The sequence below is a fragment of the Alistipes indistinctus YIT 12060 genome (assembly GCF_025144995.1).
Taxonomy (GTDB): domain Bacteria; phylum Bacteroidota; class Bacteroidia; order Bacteroidales; family Rikenellaceae; genus Alistipes_A; species Alistipes_A indistinctus.
On record NZ_CP102250.1, the window covers coordinates 2712862 to 2728741 of the forward strand.

Below are 15880 nucleotides of genomic sequence, written 5' to 3' on the forward strand. Positions count from 1 at the left end.
TAACGGAATTTTTCCACTTTTCGCTAAAATCGGCTACCTTTGGGTTGCTTTGCCGGACCGTGGCGGTATTGCTCGCGTAAAGGCCTTGCGATAAGAGTTATCCGGTCGGTGCGGGTACTGTCGAGCCGGCACCGCCGGCGGCAGGGGCGGCTTGTGGCTTTCCCCGGTCCGCAGGTCATTGATCAAGCATATAATACAGATAACCAGATCAGATAAAAATGCAATCCGAAAACACCCAACCCGAAAACATTCAGTCCAATTCACTGCCGGACAACGCATACCGCGAACTGCGCCCCGGCGAAGAGTATCATCCCGTCATGCCGGCCGTGAGCCGTCCGAAAGAGGTCACGCTTTATTCTGTCCTGTTCGGTATTGTGATGGCCATCGTCTTTTCCGCCGCCGCCGCCTACCTGGGCCTTCGGGTCGGGCAGGTCTTCGAAGCGGCTATCCCCATCGCCATCATCGCGGTGGGCGTGGGTAACCTTACCGGCCGTAAAAATATGCTGGGACAAAATGTCATTATCCAGTCCATCGGCGCCACTTCGGGCGTTATCGTCGCCGGGGCGATTTTCACGCTGCCGGCGCTTTATATTCTGGGACTGGAGGCGCAGTTCTACCAGATTTTCCTCTCGTCGCTGTTCGGCGGCCTGCTCGGTATCGTGCTGCTGATTCCGTTCCGGAAATATTTTGTCAAAGATATGCAGGGACGTTATCCCTTCCCGGAGGCGACAGCCACTACCGAAGTGCTCGTTTCGGGGGAAAAGAAGGGTAATCAGGCCAAACTGTTGGCCGTGAGCGGACTGATCGGCGGCTTGTACGACTTCGTCGTCAGTACGTTCGGTTGGTGGACCGAAGAGATTTCGACGAGGATCATGCAGTGGGGCACGGTGTTGGCCGACAAAACCAAACTGGTGTTCAAGGTCAATACCGGCGCGGCGGTGCTGGGGCTCGGCTACATCGTGGGGCTGAAATACGCCGCGATCATTTGCGCCGGATCGTTCACCGTATGGTTCGTGCTGATTCCCTTTATCAGCCATTTTGCCGACGGGCAGACCATCGCTGTGGGCGAAGGTGTGACGACCTTGCTGCGGGATATGAGCCCGGAAGAGATCTTCCGTAACTATGCGCGCCATATCGGTATCGGCGGCATCGCCATGGCGGGCGTCGTAGGTATTATCCGTTCGTCGAAGATTATCCGGCAGGCGCTGGGGTTGGCCGTCAGCGAACTCAAAGGGAAAAAAGAAGCCGACGAGACGGCCGAGCGTACGCAACGCGACCTGCCGATGAAACTGATCCTCACGGTGCTGATCGCTACGTTGCTGACTACTTTTATATTTTTCCAGTTCGGGGTGCTGAACAATTGGTTTCATGCGTGCATTGCGATCCTGATCGTTTTTGTCATCGCATTCCTGTTCACGACCGTGGCGGCCAATGCGATCGCCATCGTCGGAACCAATCCGGTTTCGGGTATGACTTTGATGACGCTGATTCTCAGTTCTCTGGTACTGGTGAGCGCCGGGCTGACCGGAACGGGCGGCATGACTGCGGCGATGATTATCGGCGGGGTGGTTTGTACGGCCCTGGCGATGGCCGGAGGTTTTATCACCGACCTGAAGATCGGTTTCTGGCTCGGATCTACCCCCGCGAAGCAGGAGGGCTGGAAGTTCCTCGGTACGGCGGTGTCCGCGGCGACAGTGGCCGGTGTGATGATGATCCTGAACAAAACATACGGCTTTGTCGGCGAAGGGGCGCTGGTCGCTCCGCAAGCCAATGCGATGGCTGCGGTGATCAAGCCGCTGATGGAGGGCGGCGCCACCCCTTGGATGCTCTACCTGGCCGGTGCTGCACTGGCGCTGATTCTGACGATGATCGGCGTGCCGGCGCTGGCATTCGCGCTGGGAATGTTCATTCCGCTGGAACTCAATACGCCGCTTCTGGTCGGCGGCCTGATCAGCTGGTATGTGGCCAGCCGCAGCGGCAGTGAACGCGGGAAAAAGGCGCGGCGCGAGCGCGGAACACTGATCGCGTCGGGCTTTATCGCGGGCGGAGCGCTGATGGGCGTGGTGAGTGCGCTGCTCAAGTATTTCGGGGCCGACTGGTTCGCCTCGTCGTGGAACGCCACTTCCGGGGCTGAAATATTGGCCGTGGTAATGTATGTGGCCATTATCGGTTATTTCATCTGGGACAGTCTGCGAGCCAAACCCGAGGCCGAGTAAGCCGAACCGGTCGCAAATGTTGTAAAGTAGCTAAAACGAAATTAATTAAGATATAATAAAATGGAAATTAAGATTAGTCGGGAGAGGCTGGTGGAGCGGTTCCTGCGTTACGTGTCCGTCGATACCCAGAGCGATCCGCAGAGCGAAACATTCCCTTCGACGGCCAAGCAGTTAACGCTGCTGAACCTGTTGCTCGAAGAGATGCTCGCACTGGGACTCTCCGATGCGGAGATCGACCCGCACGGTTATGTGACAGGTACCGTTCCGGCGACGCCGGGGCACGAGGGGAAACCCGTCATCGGATTGATTTCGCATGTGGATACGAGCCCTGACATGGCGGGAGCCGGAGTGAAACCGCAATTTGTGCAGGATTACGACGGCAATGACATTCGGTTAAACGATACGCTGACGATGCGTGTGGCGGATTTTCCGGAACTGGCCTTTTTCAAGGGACATACGTTGATTACCACGGATGGTACGACGCTGTTGGGAGCCGATGATAAGGCGGGGGTGGCCGAGATTATGACGGCTGTCGAATATTTGATGGCCCATCCCGAAATTCCACACGGCAAACTGCGGATCGGTTTCACGCCCGACGAAGAGGTAGGGCGGGGCGTCGATTTCTTTGATGTGGAGGCTTTCGGCGCGCAGTTCGCCTATACGGTGGACGGCGGTTTCGAAGGGGAGTTGGAGTATGAAAATTTCAATGCCGCGAGCGCGAAGATCGCCGTGCAGGGGCGCAACATCCATCCCGGATACGCCAAGGACAAGATGATCAATGCGCTTCAGGTGGTTTGCGAGATCAACGCGCTGTTGCCTGCCGCCCAACGTCCCGAACATACCGAAGAATATGACGGTTTCTATCATCTGGTCGGCATTAACGGGACGGTCGAGCAGGCTGCTTCGGAATACATTATCCGCGACCACTCGCGTGAAAAGTTCGAGGCGAAAAAGGCTTATCTACAAAGTGCCGTGAAGTTGTTGGCTGAGAAATACGGTGAAGGAGTCATTACGCTGACGCTGAAAGACCAGTACTACAACATGCGTGAAATGGTCGAGCCGCATCCGGAGGTGGTCGAAAAGGCCGAAGAGGCGATGAAACTGACGGGCGTGACGCCTGTGGTGCGTCCTATCCGCGGAGGTACCGACGGTTCGCGGCTCTCTTACATGGGATTGCCCTGCCCGAATCTTTTTACGGGCGGAATGAATTTCCACGGTAAATTCGAATACTGCTCGGTCGATACGATGGAGCGGGCCTGCCGGACCTTGGTGAACCTGGCGCGGCTGTGGGGCGAATAGTGGTTGTAGGGCGAATATGTGTAGCGGAGGAATAGTCCGCGAAAAGAATTCCGCGAAAACTGTAAATCCCGCTCTTAAGAGCGGGATTTATTGTTTGCAGGCGTGCTGCGGGGGCTTCTGTTTGATTTTGAGCAGTCGGGTCATCATGAACGACTGCTTGTGGAAGATGAACACCGGCAATGCGACGCCGATCACCAATGCGAACATGATGAACAGCGTGGTGAGCCCGTTACGGAAGAATTCGACCATCAGTTCGTTCTGGCGTGTCACGTCGCCCCCTCCGATGAATTGCATCAGGGCCAGGACCGTTTTGTAAGCGTACATGCCCGGAACCATCGGCAGCAACGATGGAAACGAGAAAATTACGGCCGGACAGTGGATCAGTTTGGCGAACAGCATACTGAACATGCCGATGGTGAAAGCCGCCACCAAGGATGCCATTGCGATGTCGAGCGGCGTGTAGCGGATCAGGTAGAAACGCAGAGCGTGCCCTACGGCAGCCAGCAGGGCCGAGATGAAGATGGCCTTGCGGGGCGGGTTCGAGATTACGGCGAATCCGATTGCCGCGACGGCGGCAAGCAGGCCGTCTCCCAGAAGTTGTCCGATTACATCCCAGTTCATAGTGTGTCGAGTCCTAAGATTAACAGCGTGGCCGAAAGCCCGAGCGCAATGCAGACGATCAGGATCAGCGCGTTGACTGCGCGTGAGATTCCTACCAGCACATGTCCTTCGAGCAGGTCGAAGATCGAGTTGATCAGCGGCACGCCGGGAATCAGGAACAGTACGCTCGTACCGAGGGCGGTTTCCGGCGTGGTGCCGAGATGAAACCGGAAGCCGGCAGAGGCGATCAGGGATGCGATGAAGGAGCAGATCAAGAAAATGGCCATGTGGTTCGCATGGCGCGTGCTCATCTCCTGACGTACGAAAAAACCGACGAAAGTGGCCGCTGCGACGAGTCCCATTGCAGGGACATCTCCGCCGAAGAGGCGGCAGAAACAGGCATTCGCCGCCATGACCAGCACGAGTACCCACCACCTTGAAATGCGTGGTTTCCGGATGATTCGCTCGTATTTCTCGGTCAGTTCCCGGAACGAGAGGTGTTCGTCGTGCGCTTCCCAACTCAGGGAACTGATTTGTGAAATAATGTCGAAATTGAATGCCGCAGGCCCGATCTTGCCGACTGACGTACGCCGGATGGTATCGTCCCCGGCATGGCGGATCGTCATGGTGATATGCATCTGGAAAATGGTCATGTCGACTTTGTAGCCGAACGATTCGGCAATACGTGTCACGTTACGTACCACGCGGGAGGTATGAGCGCCCGCTCCCATCAGGGTGCGTGAGAGGTCGAGCAGAAAGTTGGCAAGTTCCCGTACCGAAACCGGATGCGGTTCGGTTGTTATATTCTCCAGACAGTGATGGCAAAGACAGCCGCTGTAATTACGTGCGATATAGTCGCGTTGCTCGTCCGAAAGGCGCACCGATGTACAGTGGCACGATTCGATCGAATCATGCCGGCACTCGAAACGGGCGCCGCAGCGGGGACAAATTTTTTCCATTCGGACTTTTTTGTGATTTTTTTCTTCGTCACAAAGATAAGCAGTTCAACCGGAAAGCCAATCCGTAGCAATTTCTTTTGGAGTTGCGCGTGTCTGGATTAGTGACAAAATTTCAGTATAAGTGTCTTGTTGTCAGTTATTAATGTAATTTTGGCGCTCCTTTTGCCGGTATGTCCCGTTCAAGTATCTGGCACAGGTTTTGAAAAATTACACCGTGAATCCGGAAGAATCCGGAGCATGAAAACGCAAAACTTAACCAAATATAGGAGGACAAGATTATGTTACCGACGAAAAAATCTCAGAACTGGTTACCGGGTATTTTTAATGACTTTTTCGGTAATGAATGGATGGAAAAGAGTAATTCGGCCGCACCGGCTATCAACATTCTCGAAACCGATAAAGAGTACAAGGTCGAACTGGCAGCTCCGGGGCTGACGAAGGATGATTTCAAGATCCGGGTCAACGATGAGAACCAGTTGGTGGTGACTATGGAAAAGAAACAGGAACAGAGCGAGGAGAAAAAAGACGGACGCTACCTGCGCCGCGAATTTTCGTATTCCAAGTACCAGCAGACACTGTTGCTGCCCGATAATGTGGAAAAGGATAAGATTGCTGCCTGTGTCGAGGATGGTGTCCTGAATATTTCGATTCCTAAGAATAGTGCCGAGGCTGAAAAGCCGAAGGAAAAGGAAATCGAGGTAAAATAACCGAGACGCCCCGGGTTGCAGTCATTTGATTCCCCGGAACCATTAGGGACCCTGTATCGTTGAGGCGATGCAGGGTTCTTTTTTTGCCGGGGAATTCATCTCCTTGTGAGATGTAACGTAGATCGGGTTGAGTCCCGATTTTACGGTTAAATCGCTTTTTTCTTGCCGTAAAGGTTTGCATGGATGGAAAAAATGATTACTTTTGCACTCGGTTTTAGGGATGGCGAGATAGCTCAGCTGGTTAGAGCGCATGATTCATAATCCTGAGGTCCCGGGTTCAAGTCCCGGTCTCGCTACGAAAATATCAAATGAACTGTCAGATAAAAAGCCTCCGTAATCGGAGGCTTTTTGTGTTCGTATATTTTCTTTGGCAAAGGAGAATCCGAATGTGTGTTTGACCTTTGATTGCTTCCATTCTGCCGGGAGAGTACAAATGGAGAAAATGTGTCTCCGAGGTTCAGTATAGTTCGATAAATTCGTAACTGTTGCCGCAACTTTCCAGAAATTGCAGGAATGCTCCGTGACGAATCACGACAGTGGCGGTATTGTCGTTGGGATGAAAACTCAATGCGGGTTGGTCGCGGAGTGTCTGGTCGAGGAATAGGTGGACGTGGTTTTCCAGGTCGTTGATTAGCCCGAAAGGTGATACCGAACCGGGGCGCAGTCCGAGATAGCGTTCCATGCGCTGTTCGGAAGCGAATGAAAGCTTCCCTTGCCGGAGCCGGTGCTCGAGGTCGTGGATGGCCAACTGCCGGTCGCAATCGAATACGACCAGGTAGTGGCGGTTACCCTTGTGGTTGCGGAAGAAGAGGTTCTTGCAGTGTTTAGAACCGTCGTCGTGCCAGTATTGCCGTGCGATTTCGATGGTAGGGGCTTCGGGGTGTTCGTAATATTCGTATGGGATTCCGGTTCGGTCGAGGTAGTCGAGTACTTTTTGTCTGCGTTCCATGGTGAGTGTTTAATTTTATGCTGCCGGGTCGAAGTAAATCGCTTTTTGACGAATTACTCTTTTCTGTCGGTGTAGGAGCGTTTCAGGTCTGTTTGTATATTTCCTTGTTATGCGCTTTCCTTGGCGAAGCGGCTTATTTTCTTCGTTAAAAATAGTGAAAATTCGATAATGTGATGTCTGGTCCGGATTGTCCTACCGGCATCCGTCCGGCAATCGTCGCATTTGTCGGCTATGGTCGAGCGCATGTATATTCGTTGCGGGCGAGCCCTAATTTTGTCGTGTCCGTTTCTTCCTGTTATGGGATTTTGTTTATCTTAGCACTCCGGCACACGGTTGTCGATGAATGTCCGTAAACTAACCCTGATATGATACGATTTAAATTGATTCTCTGTTGCCTGTTGTCAGGCGCAACTCTGACCGTTGAAGCCGCTCCCAAACGGGCCCCGAAAGCCAAACCGGCTCCGCTGCCTGCTGCGGTACAAACCCAACTCGAAGGCCGGTTGGGCGAGCGTATGAACGCCTGCATTCGCCAGCGGGTGATGAGCGAGGACGAACTGTCGCTCGTCGCACCTTTTAAGCAGCGGGACGAAAAGGAGCTTTGGCAGAGTGAATTCTGGGGAAAATGGACGCTTGGGGCTGTCGGTTCTTACCGTTACAACCGGGATCCGGAGCTGTTGGCCAAGATTACGCGCGGCGTACAGGCGATCCTCGCCACACAGTCGCCGGACGGTTATATCGGTAACTATGCTCCGGACGCACAACTCGGGGGCTGGGATGTCTGGGGGCGTAAATACACCATGCTCGGCCTGCTTGCCTATTATGATCTTACCGGTGACAAAAAGAGCCTTGAAGGGGCCGTGAAGCTTGCCGACCACCTGCTGACCCAAATTCCCGCGCAGAAGAGTATCGTTCGTGCCGGATATTACCGGGGAATGCCGCCCAGTTCGGTACTCGTGCCGATGGTGATGCTCTATAATCGCACGATGGACAGCCGTTACCTCGATTTTGCGAAATATATCGTTTCCGAATGGGAGACTCCCGACGGTCCGCAGCTGGTGTCGAAAGCGCTTGCGGATGTGCCGGTGGCGGAACGTTTCCCGAGTCACGGGTCGGCACAGGCGTGGTGGTCGTGGGAAAACGGTCAGAAAGCCTATGAGATGATGTCGTGCTACGATGGATTGCTGGGGCTTTATGCGCTCACCCGCAATGCCGATTACCTGAAGGCTGCCGAAAAGAGTGTGCGGAACATTATCGATGAAGAGATCAATATCGCCGGTTCGGGTAGTGCCGACGAATGTTTCTATCATGGCCGCCGGATGCAGACGACACCGGCCTACAGCATGATGGAGACCTGTGTGACGATGACCTGGATGCAATTGTGCGGACACCTGTTGGAATTGACTCATGATCCGCTTTATGCCGACCAGATCGAGCGGACGGTCTATAACGCTTTGCTGGCCGCATTGAAAGGCGACGGTTCCCAAATTGCGAAATACAGCCCGCTTGAGGGGGTGCGTTCGCCTGGCGGGCCGCAGTGCGGAATGCATGTGAATTGTTGCAACATGAACGGCCCGCGTGCTTTTGCGATGATTCCCGAACTGATGGCTACCTGTGCGGCCGATACGTTGTTCGTGAATCTTTACGGGGAGTCTGTCTCGAAAGTGCCGCTTGCGGGGGGAGAGGTGATTTTACGCCAGCAGACCAACTATCCCGAGCAGGGCAGTGTCGAATTGACTGTCAATCCCCGCAAGAGCCGTGAATTCGCCGTTGCGGTGCGTATTCCGGCCTGGAGCAAGATAACGATGGTGACGGTCAATGGCCAGGCGGTGGCCGATGTGCGCCCCGGCAGTTATCTGACCGTATCCCGGACTTGGAAAGAGGGCGATAAGATCGCGCTGAATTTCGATATGCGCGGGCGGTTGACGGAGCTGAACGGCTATCAGGCAATCGAACGCGGTCCGGTGGTTCTCGCCCGTGACACGCGCCTGGGCGAGGGATTTGTCGATGAAACCTGCGTCGTGCAAACGAGTGGCGGATATGTGGAATTGATGCCTGTTACCGATAAACCCGCAGGAGTTTGGATGGCTTTTTCGGCCCCGATGAAACTCGGGACCGATACCGAAGGGCGCGCTGCCGGAATTGTGCAGGTACCGCTGTGCGATTTCGCTTCTGCAGGGAATACCTGGCATCCTGCGGTACGTTACCGGGTTTGGCTCCGTAGGACTTTTGACCCGATTTCCGATCCGTGGGTGGAATAACAGGTGTGGCCAAACAGAGTATTTTCCGGGTTTTTAAAATTTTTTCAGAACAAACTTTTGTTTGCAATGTATATTGTATCGCCGGCGGCTGAGGTCGCCGGTTTTTTTATGGCCTCCGGATGGTGTTTCAAAAAGGCATCTTCGTCGTTTTGCAAAATATTTATTTGCATGTCATTGTAAATTAATAGTATAAAATGAGGATTGTTTTGCTATTTTTATTTCCGGAAGGCCAGGAGGAAGCTCTCCTGATTCCGGCCGCCGAATCATTCACTTCATTATTATTAACCATTTAAATTTTTTTACCATGAAAAAATTATGGATGATGTTCACATTCCTTTCACTGGCGGTGGCAGGTTATTGTGCAAACGGTCAGGCCGGCTCCGAAGTTAATGCGGATGCCCAGCAACAAACGGTTTACATTTGTGTGGTTACTTCGAGCTCCGGAACCGAGGTGATCGCTACGCGGGTCAACGGGGATTACAATGCGCAGGTTGCGGTTGCGAGTGAAGTTTCGTTCGATTACAGTTCGGAAAGCCATCAGACAGGTTACGTGTACTACATTCCGCAAGGAAGCTCTTCATCAGGACGGATCGAAGGCTCGAATTATACTTACGGAGCGGATATTGAAATGCTCCGTCCTTCACAAGATTCTCAATACGTTTACGTGAAAGGAAGCGAGATTAACCTGTAATCGGGGTATATGTCATTCGGCGGGTGGTTCTGAACCTGCCGGAGGTGTCGAAATAAACCGGGAAGGACATTAATCATCCTTCCCGGTTTTATCTTGGGTCGGTGTATACCCGGTGTTGATGCCTTTCAGTATTATTATTCCCTTTGCGGAATTCGGAATTGTACGTTCGTATCACTTTTTGCATTGATGTGAAACATCTGATTTTTTATCCAATGTTTAATCCCTTAAATTTTTGTTATTATGAAGAAGTTATTCGTAATGCTTGCTTTTCTGTTTTTATCTTGGACTGGTTATTGTGTTGACATCCAATGTTCTAATGGAAGTGATGCTGAGATTGAACCTCGTACCATCTACATTTGTCTGGTGATTTCGAAAATGGGAACTGAAGTGATCGCTACACAGGTTGACGGAGTGTACAATGCTCAAGCCAATTTGCAGAATTCTCTCCAGTTTTCCTACGTCTCCCAGAGCCATCCATATCATACGCTTCATTTAATCGAAAGCGGACGATCTTCGTCCGGGAGAATCGAAGGAACGGAGTACGCCGGCGGGGCTTCCATTGATTTGTTCAGTTCATATCCCAATATTGTAAAAGGTAGCACGATTGAAGTACCTTGGTAGGTTTGTCTTTACTAAGAAATTTGTAGAATTCGTCGTCTGCGGGGAAGGCTGTGCTTTCCCTGCTTTGTGTTTGTATCTGCCGCTATTTTTGCCTACCTTCACGCGACATTCCTGCTAACCCTTTGACAAAATGGATAAATCGGTATTGTACGGCCTCTCTTACGGCATGTATGTGGTCGGTGCCAGCGACGCTGGAAGGCCCGTTGGGTGTATTATCAACACTTGTATTCAGATTACCAGTGACGAACCGGTTTTGGCGGTGTCGCTCAATAAAAACAATTATACCCTCAGTGCCGTGAAACGCACGCGCCGTTTCGGACTGTCGGTTATTGCCGAGCGGACCGATCGTAGTATTATCCCTATTTTCGGGTTCCAGTGTAGCCGTGACTGCGATAAATACGCCGCTTACGGTTATGACTCCCTGCGGGGCGTCCCTTTGGTGAAAGGATGTTTTGCCGGGCGATTGGTTTGTGAAGTGTTGCATACGGTCGATTGCGGTACCCATGAGGTCGTTTTCGCCCGGTTGCTCGATACGTTGCCCGGCGAACCGGATGCGCATCCGATGACGTACGAATATTACCATAAAGTGGTTAAGGGGCGTGCTCCCAAGAATGCTCCGACCTACCGGGCCGAGGAGGATTCGGTTGTGCCGGAGGAAAGTTCGCCGGCATCCGTTGCAAAGGCGCAACCCGCAGTTGCTGCGCCTGTTGCGCCACCTGCCGCTGCGCCGAAGGATGCTCCTGTTTCGCAGGCAGGAAAGGCGGATTACGTCTGTCCGGTCTGCGGTTATCTGCACAGAGGAGATATGAGCGGCGAGGCACCGGATTATGTTTGTCCCGTCTGCGGCATGCCGGGCAGTGCATTCGAACCCAAAGAAGAGTAAAATCCACCTTGAAAATAGTGAAGCATCGGTTCAGAAGATGCTTACATGGCGCGGTTTGATGACGAACCCGATGCGAAGGTAGTTGTGAAACTGGTTGTAGGCGAGTAGGCCTTCGCCGTAGCCGTTGTAGTATTGCAGCGTCAGGTAGAGGTTGCATTTACGGATGGCGCGCCAGGCTACCTCGAGTTCAGTGTTTGCGTTGAGGTTCCATCCGCCGCGTTTGGTAATGCACGCCGACAACCAGAGCCGCTCGTTGTCGCTCTTGTAATTGGCTGCCACGAGTCCGTAGCCGTTGTAATAAACGATGTCGCGGTTGGGATCGTCCAGCGAAAACGGCGCCCATAGTTTCACTTCCATCGACCAGTTGCGGCTGAAGAAGATTTGTCCCAGCAGGCTGATCCGGTTCCAACTGCGCGACCAGATGCTGTCTCGTCCGTTCGATTCGTGTTCGTATTGCAGCATCACCAACCCCACCGCTTTCCCATTTTTCCGCAGCAGGTTGCCCAGCCCCAGGGTCGGGTTGTAGTTATTGTCCGAAAATGGCTTCGATTTGCGGTAAATCTCCCAAAACGACTTTTGCGTGTAAGTCAGAAAAAGGTAGGTGTTATAGGGCAATACGCCCTGGATCAGGCGGTAGCGCAGGCTGATCTGGAACTTCGCGTCTGAATTGTATTTGTTCGGACCACCGTGCGAAAAGCTGCTTCCCGTTACGAAATAGTTGTCTTTGTAGATCCCGAACGGGGGCTCCCGGTCGATCTCGCGGCGTACGCTGTCGCTGTCGAGCAGCTGTGCGAGCCGGGCATGGCGCGTTTGCCGTTCTTGGCCGATGGCCTTGCCGGGCAGGATAGTTGCATGGGCAACCAGCAAAAAGAGAAGAAAAATTCGTAGCATGGGCTGGATTTGTTGCAAAGGTCACGCTCCGGTGGTTCAGGTTAAAGTCTTGCTGTCCTGATTTTTTGTTCTAAATGTCTGTTTTCTTGTGATAAGGAACATATTTACCCTATATTTGAAGGTGAAAAAAGATAGAAATGGTAAAAATGGACACATTTTCCACCCCTGGTATCTATTCGATTGCGGACTTGTTTCATTGCAGCAAGAGTGACGAAAAATCCGGTAACCTGTTCGACGACCGGTTGTTTATCGGCGAGCGGGTCAATTACAATGCCAAGTTGTTTCAGCATCCGCACCGGATGGACGGTGTCGTGCTGCTCATCTGCCGCAAGGGGTGGCTGAACGGCAGTGTCAACCTGATGCCTCACCGGATCGAAGAGGGGATGCTCGCGGTGTTCCATCGCGAGCACCTGTTGCAGTTCTGGTCGCAAAGTGACGATTTCGAAGCGAGTGCGATCGTACTTTCTTCGCAGTTCATCCAAGAGATGCATATCGACCTGAAGCAGGCTATTCCGATCTTTATGCACCTGAAAGATAATCCTGCGATACACATTACCGAAGAGGAACATTCCGTGCTGAACATGTTCTACGAGACGATCCGTTGCGTACTGCGCTCTTCGGACGATATTCACCGGCCTGCCATTATCCAACGGCTGCTCGAGGCGATGTTCTACAAAATACTGGCAATCCATCAGAACAAGGTGCCGGAAGTCAGTTTTCGCCGCGGTCGCCGTGAGGAGTTTTTCGAGCGGTTTATGGAATTGCTCACGCAGTATCATAAACAGGAACGGAGCATGGGCTTTTATGCCGAGCGGTTGCACATTACACCCAAATATCTCTCCTCGGTCATCAAAGAGGTCAGCGGCAAGTCTGCCGCCGAATGGATCGATCAATACGTCATTCTGGAAGCCAAAGCGTTGTTGCGGTATTCCGGCCTCAGCATTCAGGAGATCGCCTATGAACTGAATTTTTCCACGCAGTCTTTCTTCGGTAAATACTTCAAACACCATACCGGCATCTCGCCGTCGGCATACAAACACAAGTGAAGTCTATCCCGGCGGATCTTTGCCTGATTTGGATTTTATGATCGGTGAATGAGGTTTGGGCTGCAGGAGAAGGGGCGCTCTGTGAATTGCCGTTTATTTGATCTTCTCCCAGGGTTCGACAGGTCCCGATGTGACCGAAAACAGAGGGTGCGGTCGGATGGTAATCTGTTTTTCCGGTCCCGGGTCGCATCTTTCCGTTGTACCCGTTTCCCCGTCTGGTTCCGCGCCGGGCAGTAGCAATGCGGTTTCAGGACTGCGCCGAAGCAATTTATGGCGTAAGTGTTCCAATTCGTAAGCGAGTTGTCCGTCTGTGACCGTTATTTGCAGTGCCGGGTCGTCGGTTCCCAGTTTGTTCCTGTCGAAGCGGTAGCCCCTTCGGTGCGCTTCGTCGCAGATGCCGTGCAGGTATGTGTCGATGGCGGCTGACGGATTGGTGCAGTGGCGGAAGCGTGCCAGTTGCGGGTGGTTGCGGTAGCCTGTGGTTTGGTTCAGCAATACTTTGCGGGCCAGCAGGCCTTCGCGCCAGCAGGCCGTAAGGCCTGCCGGGTCCAGATAGGCAGGATGGATAGACCAAAGTCTCATGGGATCGTGGCGGTGTAAAGCAATACCGTAGAGGTTTACGTCAATAAGGTTATGGTTGAAAAAGGAGCAAACCTTGTACCGTTACGGCGTGTATGTGCTCTCGTTCAGCTGATGGAAAAATCCCCGGAGACCCGCATTGCGGATACTTCCGGGGAAATACAGAAAATGAGATTACAGGCTTGCTACTTTGCTTTGTCCGTGTGTAAAACTTTATTCATGTAAATTATACGTTTTTATAAATGGACGTCAGCTTCCGGTGACCCGACTCAACTCGCCAGTTGTTGTCGTTTCGCGATCAGTTCCTGAACCGAGGCATAACGATTCCGGAATTTGTTGAATGTATCGCGGGAAACGCCGTAGTCACGGCAAATCCTGATGATCGACTGTCCGTATTTGAGTTTTTTGATCACATCGTTACGGTTGTCGATCAGGATTTGCAGTTTCGTACAACTTCCTTTGCGGCGTCCGAGTTGGATGCCTTCGGCACGGCGGAGTGCGAGAGCCTCTTTGGTTCGCATGGAGATGAGGTTGCGCTCGATCTCCGCTACCAGGCCGAATGCAAAGCAAAGTACCTTGCTGTTAATACTGTCGTCGAATGCATAACCGTCTTTCGTACTGTAAATCGTGATTTTACGTTCGAGACATTCTCCGACGATAGACATGATTTCAGTCAGTGTACGACTCAGTCGCGACAGTTCGGTAACAATAAGGATGTCACCCTGTTTGAGGCGGCGTAAAGTCTTGCCCAATTTGCGCTCTTTCTTCGCTTTCTTTCCGCTGACCACTTCGGTAACCCATTTGTGGATCTCGAGGTCTTTGGATAGGGCGAATCGCATGATCTCATCCTGCTGGTTTGCAATGTGTTGTTTGCCAGTGCTGATTCTTAAATAAGCGATAACCATAGATACATAGTTTTTATTGTTCACGCGGCTAAATTGGCGCATATGAAGCCATTTACCTAACGAAACGACGGTAACCGGCAGTGTGCGGCATATGCTCGCAACGCGTCCTTATGCACCATTAATGCACCTGAACATGTTATAACGGGACTGATTATCAATCCCGGAACAAAAATTTTGGGGAGAGGATGAAGGCGCTTTTTTAAGGGAGATTTTTTGCAGAGTCTACGTGAACAGAAGAAATTCCGTTCTAAACAGGGGAGAGTTGAGCCTGCAAAAAGAAACGGCCTCATCCCGAAGGTGAGGCCGTTTTGAATCCGGATTGCCGATTAATCATCAATCTTCCCAACAAACCCGTTCGGCAATCCGGGCCCAACTGTTAACATGGTCTTGTTGCGCCGTGACCAGCTTCATGGTTTTTACCTTCGGAATAAGGGATTGTGGTTACTCGGATTGATTGTAGGTTTATTTGATATTTACTTCTATAATTGGGATGTAGGTATCCTCTTCTCTTTGTTTTGATGGTTTTGTCTTTTTGCTGCTATTTCAGGTCTGTACCATTTCTGTGACCATCATAACCAATGCAAAAATAGGTAATCCGTTTTATTCCTCCGGTTCGTAAATCGGCAACTTTGACTCTCGGCAGCCTACTGATTTCGGATCTGAAACCGGCGGTTTGACGGGAAGCGTCGTTTTGCAGTCCTGTCTAACCTCCTGTTTGTGAAATACGAAAATCACAGCCGGGTGCTGTTGCGGTACATGTTGCCGGACGCAGCAGAGTACTTGTCCATACCGTCCCCGAAAGATCGGGTTTCCACTGATGGACGGAGGCTTTCCGTTTTTCTCTTATTTAGCGGCTTTTTTGGTGGCTTTCGCGACCAACGCTCGTGGCCGGGGCCCGGACGTTGATTGCCGCGGATGATGCGGTTCCGGGCGGCAGCCGTCCCGATTGCCGTTGCAATCCCGTGTGGCGGCTGCACGGGTAGGAATAGCGAGTTGTTTCCCGATTCATAATAGTGGATTAATAAGGGATTGATGGTGATACTTGGTAATTTATCTGTCATTGGCGGCAAGTGTTTCACCGTGAGGGGATCGGATTGTTTCAACTGTTCATCTTTAATTCGGAATCCGCATAAAGTCTGCCAAGAATCGTTGTGCCCGGTTCGCGGACTTTGTTTCCGGTAATTGTTTGCTGTGGGCTATTAGGGTTAACGGTTTGGGGTGAATTTGAGGTTCAGAGGGTTGGTATTATGGGTTTCATGGCGGTGCCTGTGTCCCG

Annotated in this window: 15 protein-coding genes and 1 tRNA gene; 9 read left to right on the forward strand and 7 right to left on the reverse strand. The window is 52.1% G+C overall.

The genetic code is table 11. From position 1 onward, the window contains the following. The first annotated feature begins 218 nt into the window (after positions 1-218). Both NQ495_RS11145 and pepT read left to right on the forward strand, forming a co-directional pair. A complete protein-coding gene (locus tag NQ495_RS11145) occupies positions 219-2216 on the forward strand; it encodes an OPT family oligopeptide transporter (RefSeq protein ID WP_009133344.1) in 1998 nt (665 codons plus the stop codon). 60 nt (positions 2217-2276) lie between these two features. After that, on the forward strand, positions 2277-3515 hold the full coding sequence (gene pepT / locus NQ495_RS11150) for a peptidase T (RefSeq protein WP_009133345.1): 1239 nt from the start codon (positions 2277-2279) through the stop codon (positions 3513-3515). Between the two features lie 87 nt (positions 3516-3602). Here the strand turns inward: pepT and NQ495_RS11155 are convergent, their stop codons facing one another. Both NQ495_RS11155 and NQ495_RS11160 read right to left on the reverse strand, forming a co-directional pair. After that, on the reverse strand, positions 3603-4136 hold the full coding sequence (locus NQ495_RS11155) for a threonine/serine exporter family protein (RefSeq protein WP_009133346.1): 534 nt from the start codon (positions 4134-4136) through the stop codon (positions 3603-3605). Beyond that, positions 4133-5074: a cysteine-rich CWC family protein gene (locus tag NQ495_RS11160; RefSeq protein ID WP_009133347.1), complete on the reverse strand. Its 942-nt coding sequence runs from the start codon at positions 5072-5074 to the stop codon at positions 4133-4135. The genes NQ495_RS11155 and NQ495_RS11160 overlap by 4 nt, the downstream gene beginning before the upstream one ends. Before the next feature lie 278 nt (positions 5075-5352). Here NQ495_RS11160 and NQ495_RS11165 point away from each other — a divergent pair, with 278 nt between their 5' ends. Beyond that, a complete protein-coding gene (locus tag NQ495_RS11165) occupies positions 5353-5781 on the forward strand; it encodes an Hsp20/alpha crystallin family protein (RefSeq protein WP_009133348.1) in 429 nt (142 codons plus the stop codon). 222 nt (positions 5782-6003) lie between these two features. After that, a tRNA-Met gene (locus NQ495_RS11170) sits at positions 6004-6077 on the forward strand. A 161-nt stretch (positions 6078-6238) separates the two neighbouring features. Here the strand turns inward: NQ495_RS11170 and NQ495_RS11175 are convergent. After that, the gene (locus tag NQ495_RS11175; protein ID WP_009133349.1) at positions 6239-6730 is read right to left on the reverse strand and encodes a prolyl-tRNA synthetase associated domain-containing protein; all 492 of its coding nucleotides are present in this window, start codon (positions 6728-6730) and stop codon (positions 6239-6241) included. A gap of 365 nt (positions 6731-7095) precedes the next feature. Here NQ495_RS11175 and NQ495_RS11180 point away from each other — a divergent pair, with 365 nt between their 5' ends. The 4 genes from NQ495_RS11180 (at position 7096) to NQ495_RS11195 (ending at position 11183) form a co-directional block, all read left to right on the forward strand. Next, the gene (locus NQ495_RS11180) at positions 7096-8988 is read left to right on the forward strand and encodes a glycoside hydrolase family 127 protein (protein ID WP_009133350.1); all 1893 of its coding nucleotides are present in this window, start codon (positions 7096-7098) and stop codon (positions 8986-8988) included. A 304-nt stretch (positions 8989-9292) separates the two neighbouring features. Next, on the forward strand, positions 9293-9679 hold the full coding sequence (locus tag NQ495_RS11185; RefSeq protein ID WP_040294146.1) for a hypothetical protein: 387 nt from the start codon (positions 9293-9295) through the stop codon (positions 9677-9679). Between the two features lie 240 nt (positions 9680-9919). Continuing rightward, positions 9920-10300, forward strand: coding sequence for a hypothetical protein (locus tag NQ495_RS11190; RefSeq protein ID WP_009133352.1), 381 nt, complete (start codon positions 9920-9922; stop codon positions 10298-10300). A gap of 130 nt (positions 10301-10430) precedes the next feature. Then, a complete protein-coding gene (locus tag NQ495_RS11195) occupies positions 10431-11183 on the forward strand; it encodes a flavin reductase family protein (RefSeq protein WP_009133353.1) in 753 nt (250 codons plus the stop codon). Positions 11184-11213: 30 nt separating this feature from the next. Here the strand turns inward: NQ495_RS11195 and NQ495_RS11200 are convergent, their stop codons facing one another. Beyond that, positions 11214-12074: a phospholipase A gene (locus NQ495_RS11200; protein ID WP_009133354.1), complete on the reverse strand. Its 861-nt coding sequence runs from the start codon at positions 12072-12074 to the stop codon at positions 11214-11216. A gap of 146 nt (positions 12075-12220) precedes the next feature. On the opposite strand from NQ495_RS11200, the gene NQ495_RS11205 reads away from it, so the two are divergent. Then, positions 12221-13120 (forward strand): AraC family transcriptional regulator, encoded by a 900-nt coding sequence (locus NQ495_RS11205; protein WP_040294361.1) that lies wholly within the window; start codon positions 12221-12223, stop codon positions 13118-13120. A 93-nt stretch (positions 13121-13213) separates the two neighbouring features. Here NQ495_RS11205 and NQ495_RS11210 read toward each other — a convergent pair whose 3' ends face one another. The 3 genes from NQ495_RS11210 to NQ495_RS11220 all read right to left on the reverse strand — a co-directional run bounded on the left by NQ495_RS11210 (position 13214) and on the right by NQ495_RS11220 (position 15665). Beyond that, positions 13214-13702: a pyrimidine dimer DNA glycosylase/endonuclease V gene (locus NQ495_RS11210; RefSeq protein WP_009133356.1), complete on the reverse strand. Its 489-nt coding sequence runs from the start codon at positions 13700-13702 to the stop codon at positions 13214-13216. A gap of 266 nt (positions 13703-13968) precedes the next feature. Continuing rightward, entirely contained in the window at positions 13969-14604 is a 636-nt protein-coding gene (locus NQ495_RS11215; RefSeq protein ID WP_009133357.1) for a recombinase family protein, read from the reverse strand. Positions 14605-15335: 731 nt separating this feature from the next. Next, positions 15336-15665 carry a hypothetical protein gene (locus tag NQ495_RS11220; RefSeq protein WP_147513020.1) on the reverse strand — a complete coding sequence of 110 codons (330 nt, stop codon included), beginning with the start codon at positions 15663-15665 and terminating at the stop codon, positions 15336-15338. Between the last annotated feature and the right edge of the window lie 215 nt (positions 15666-15880).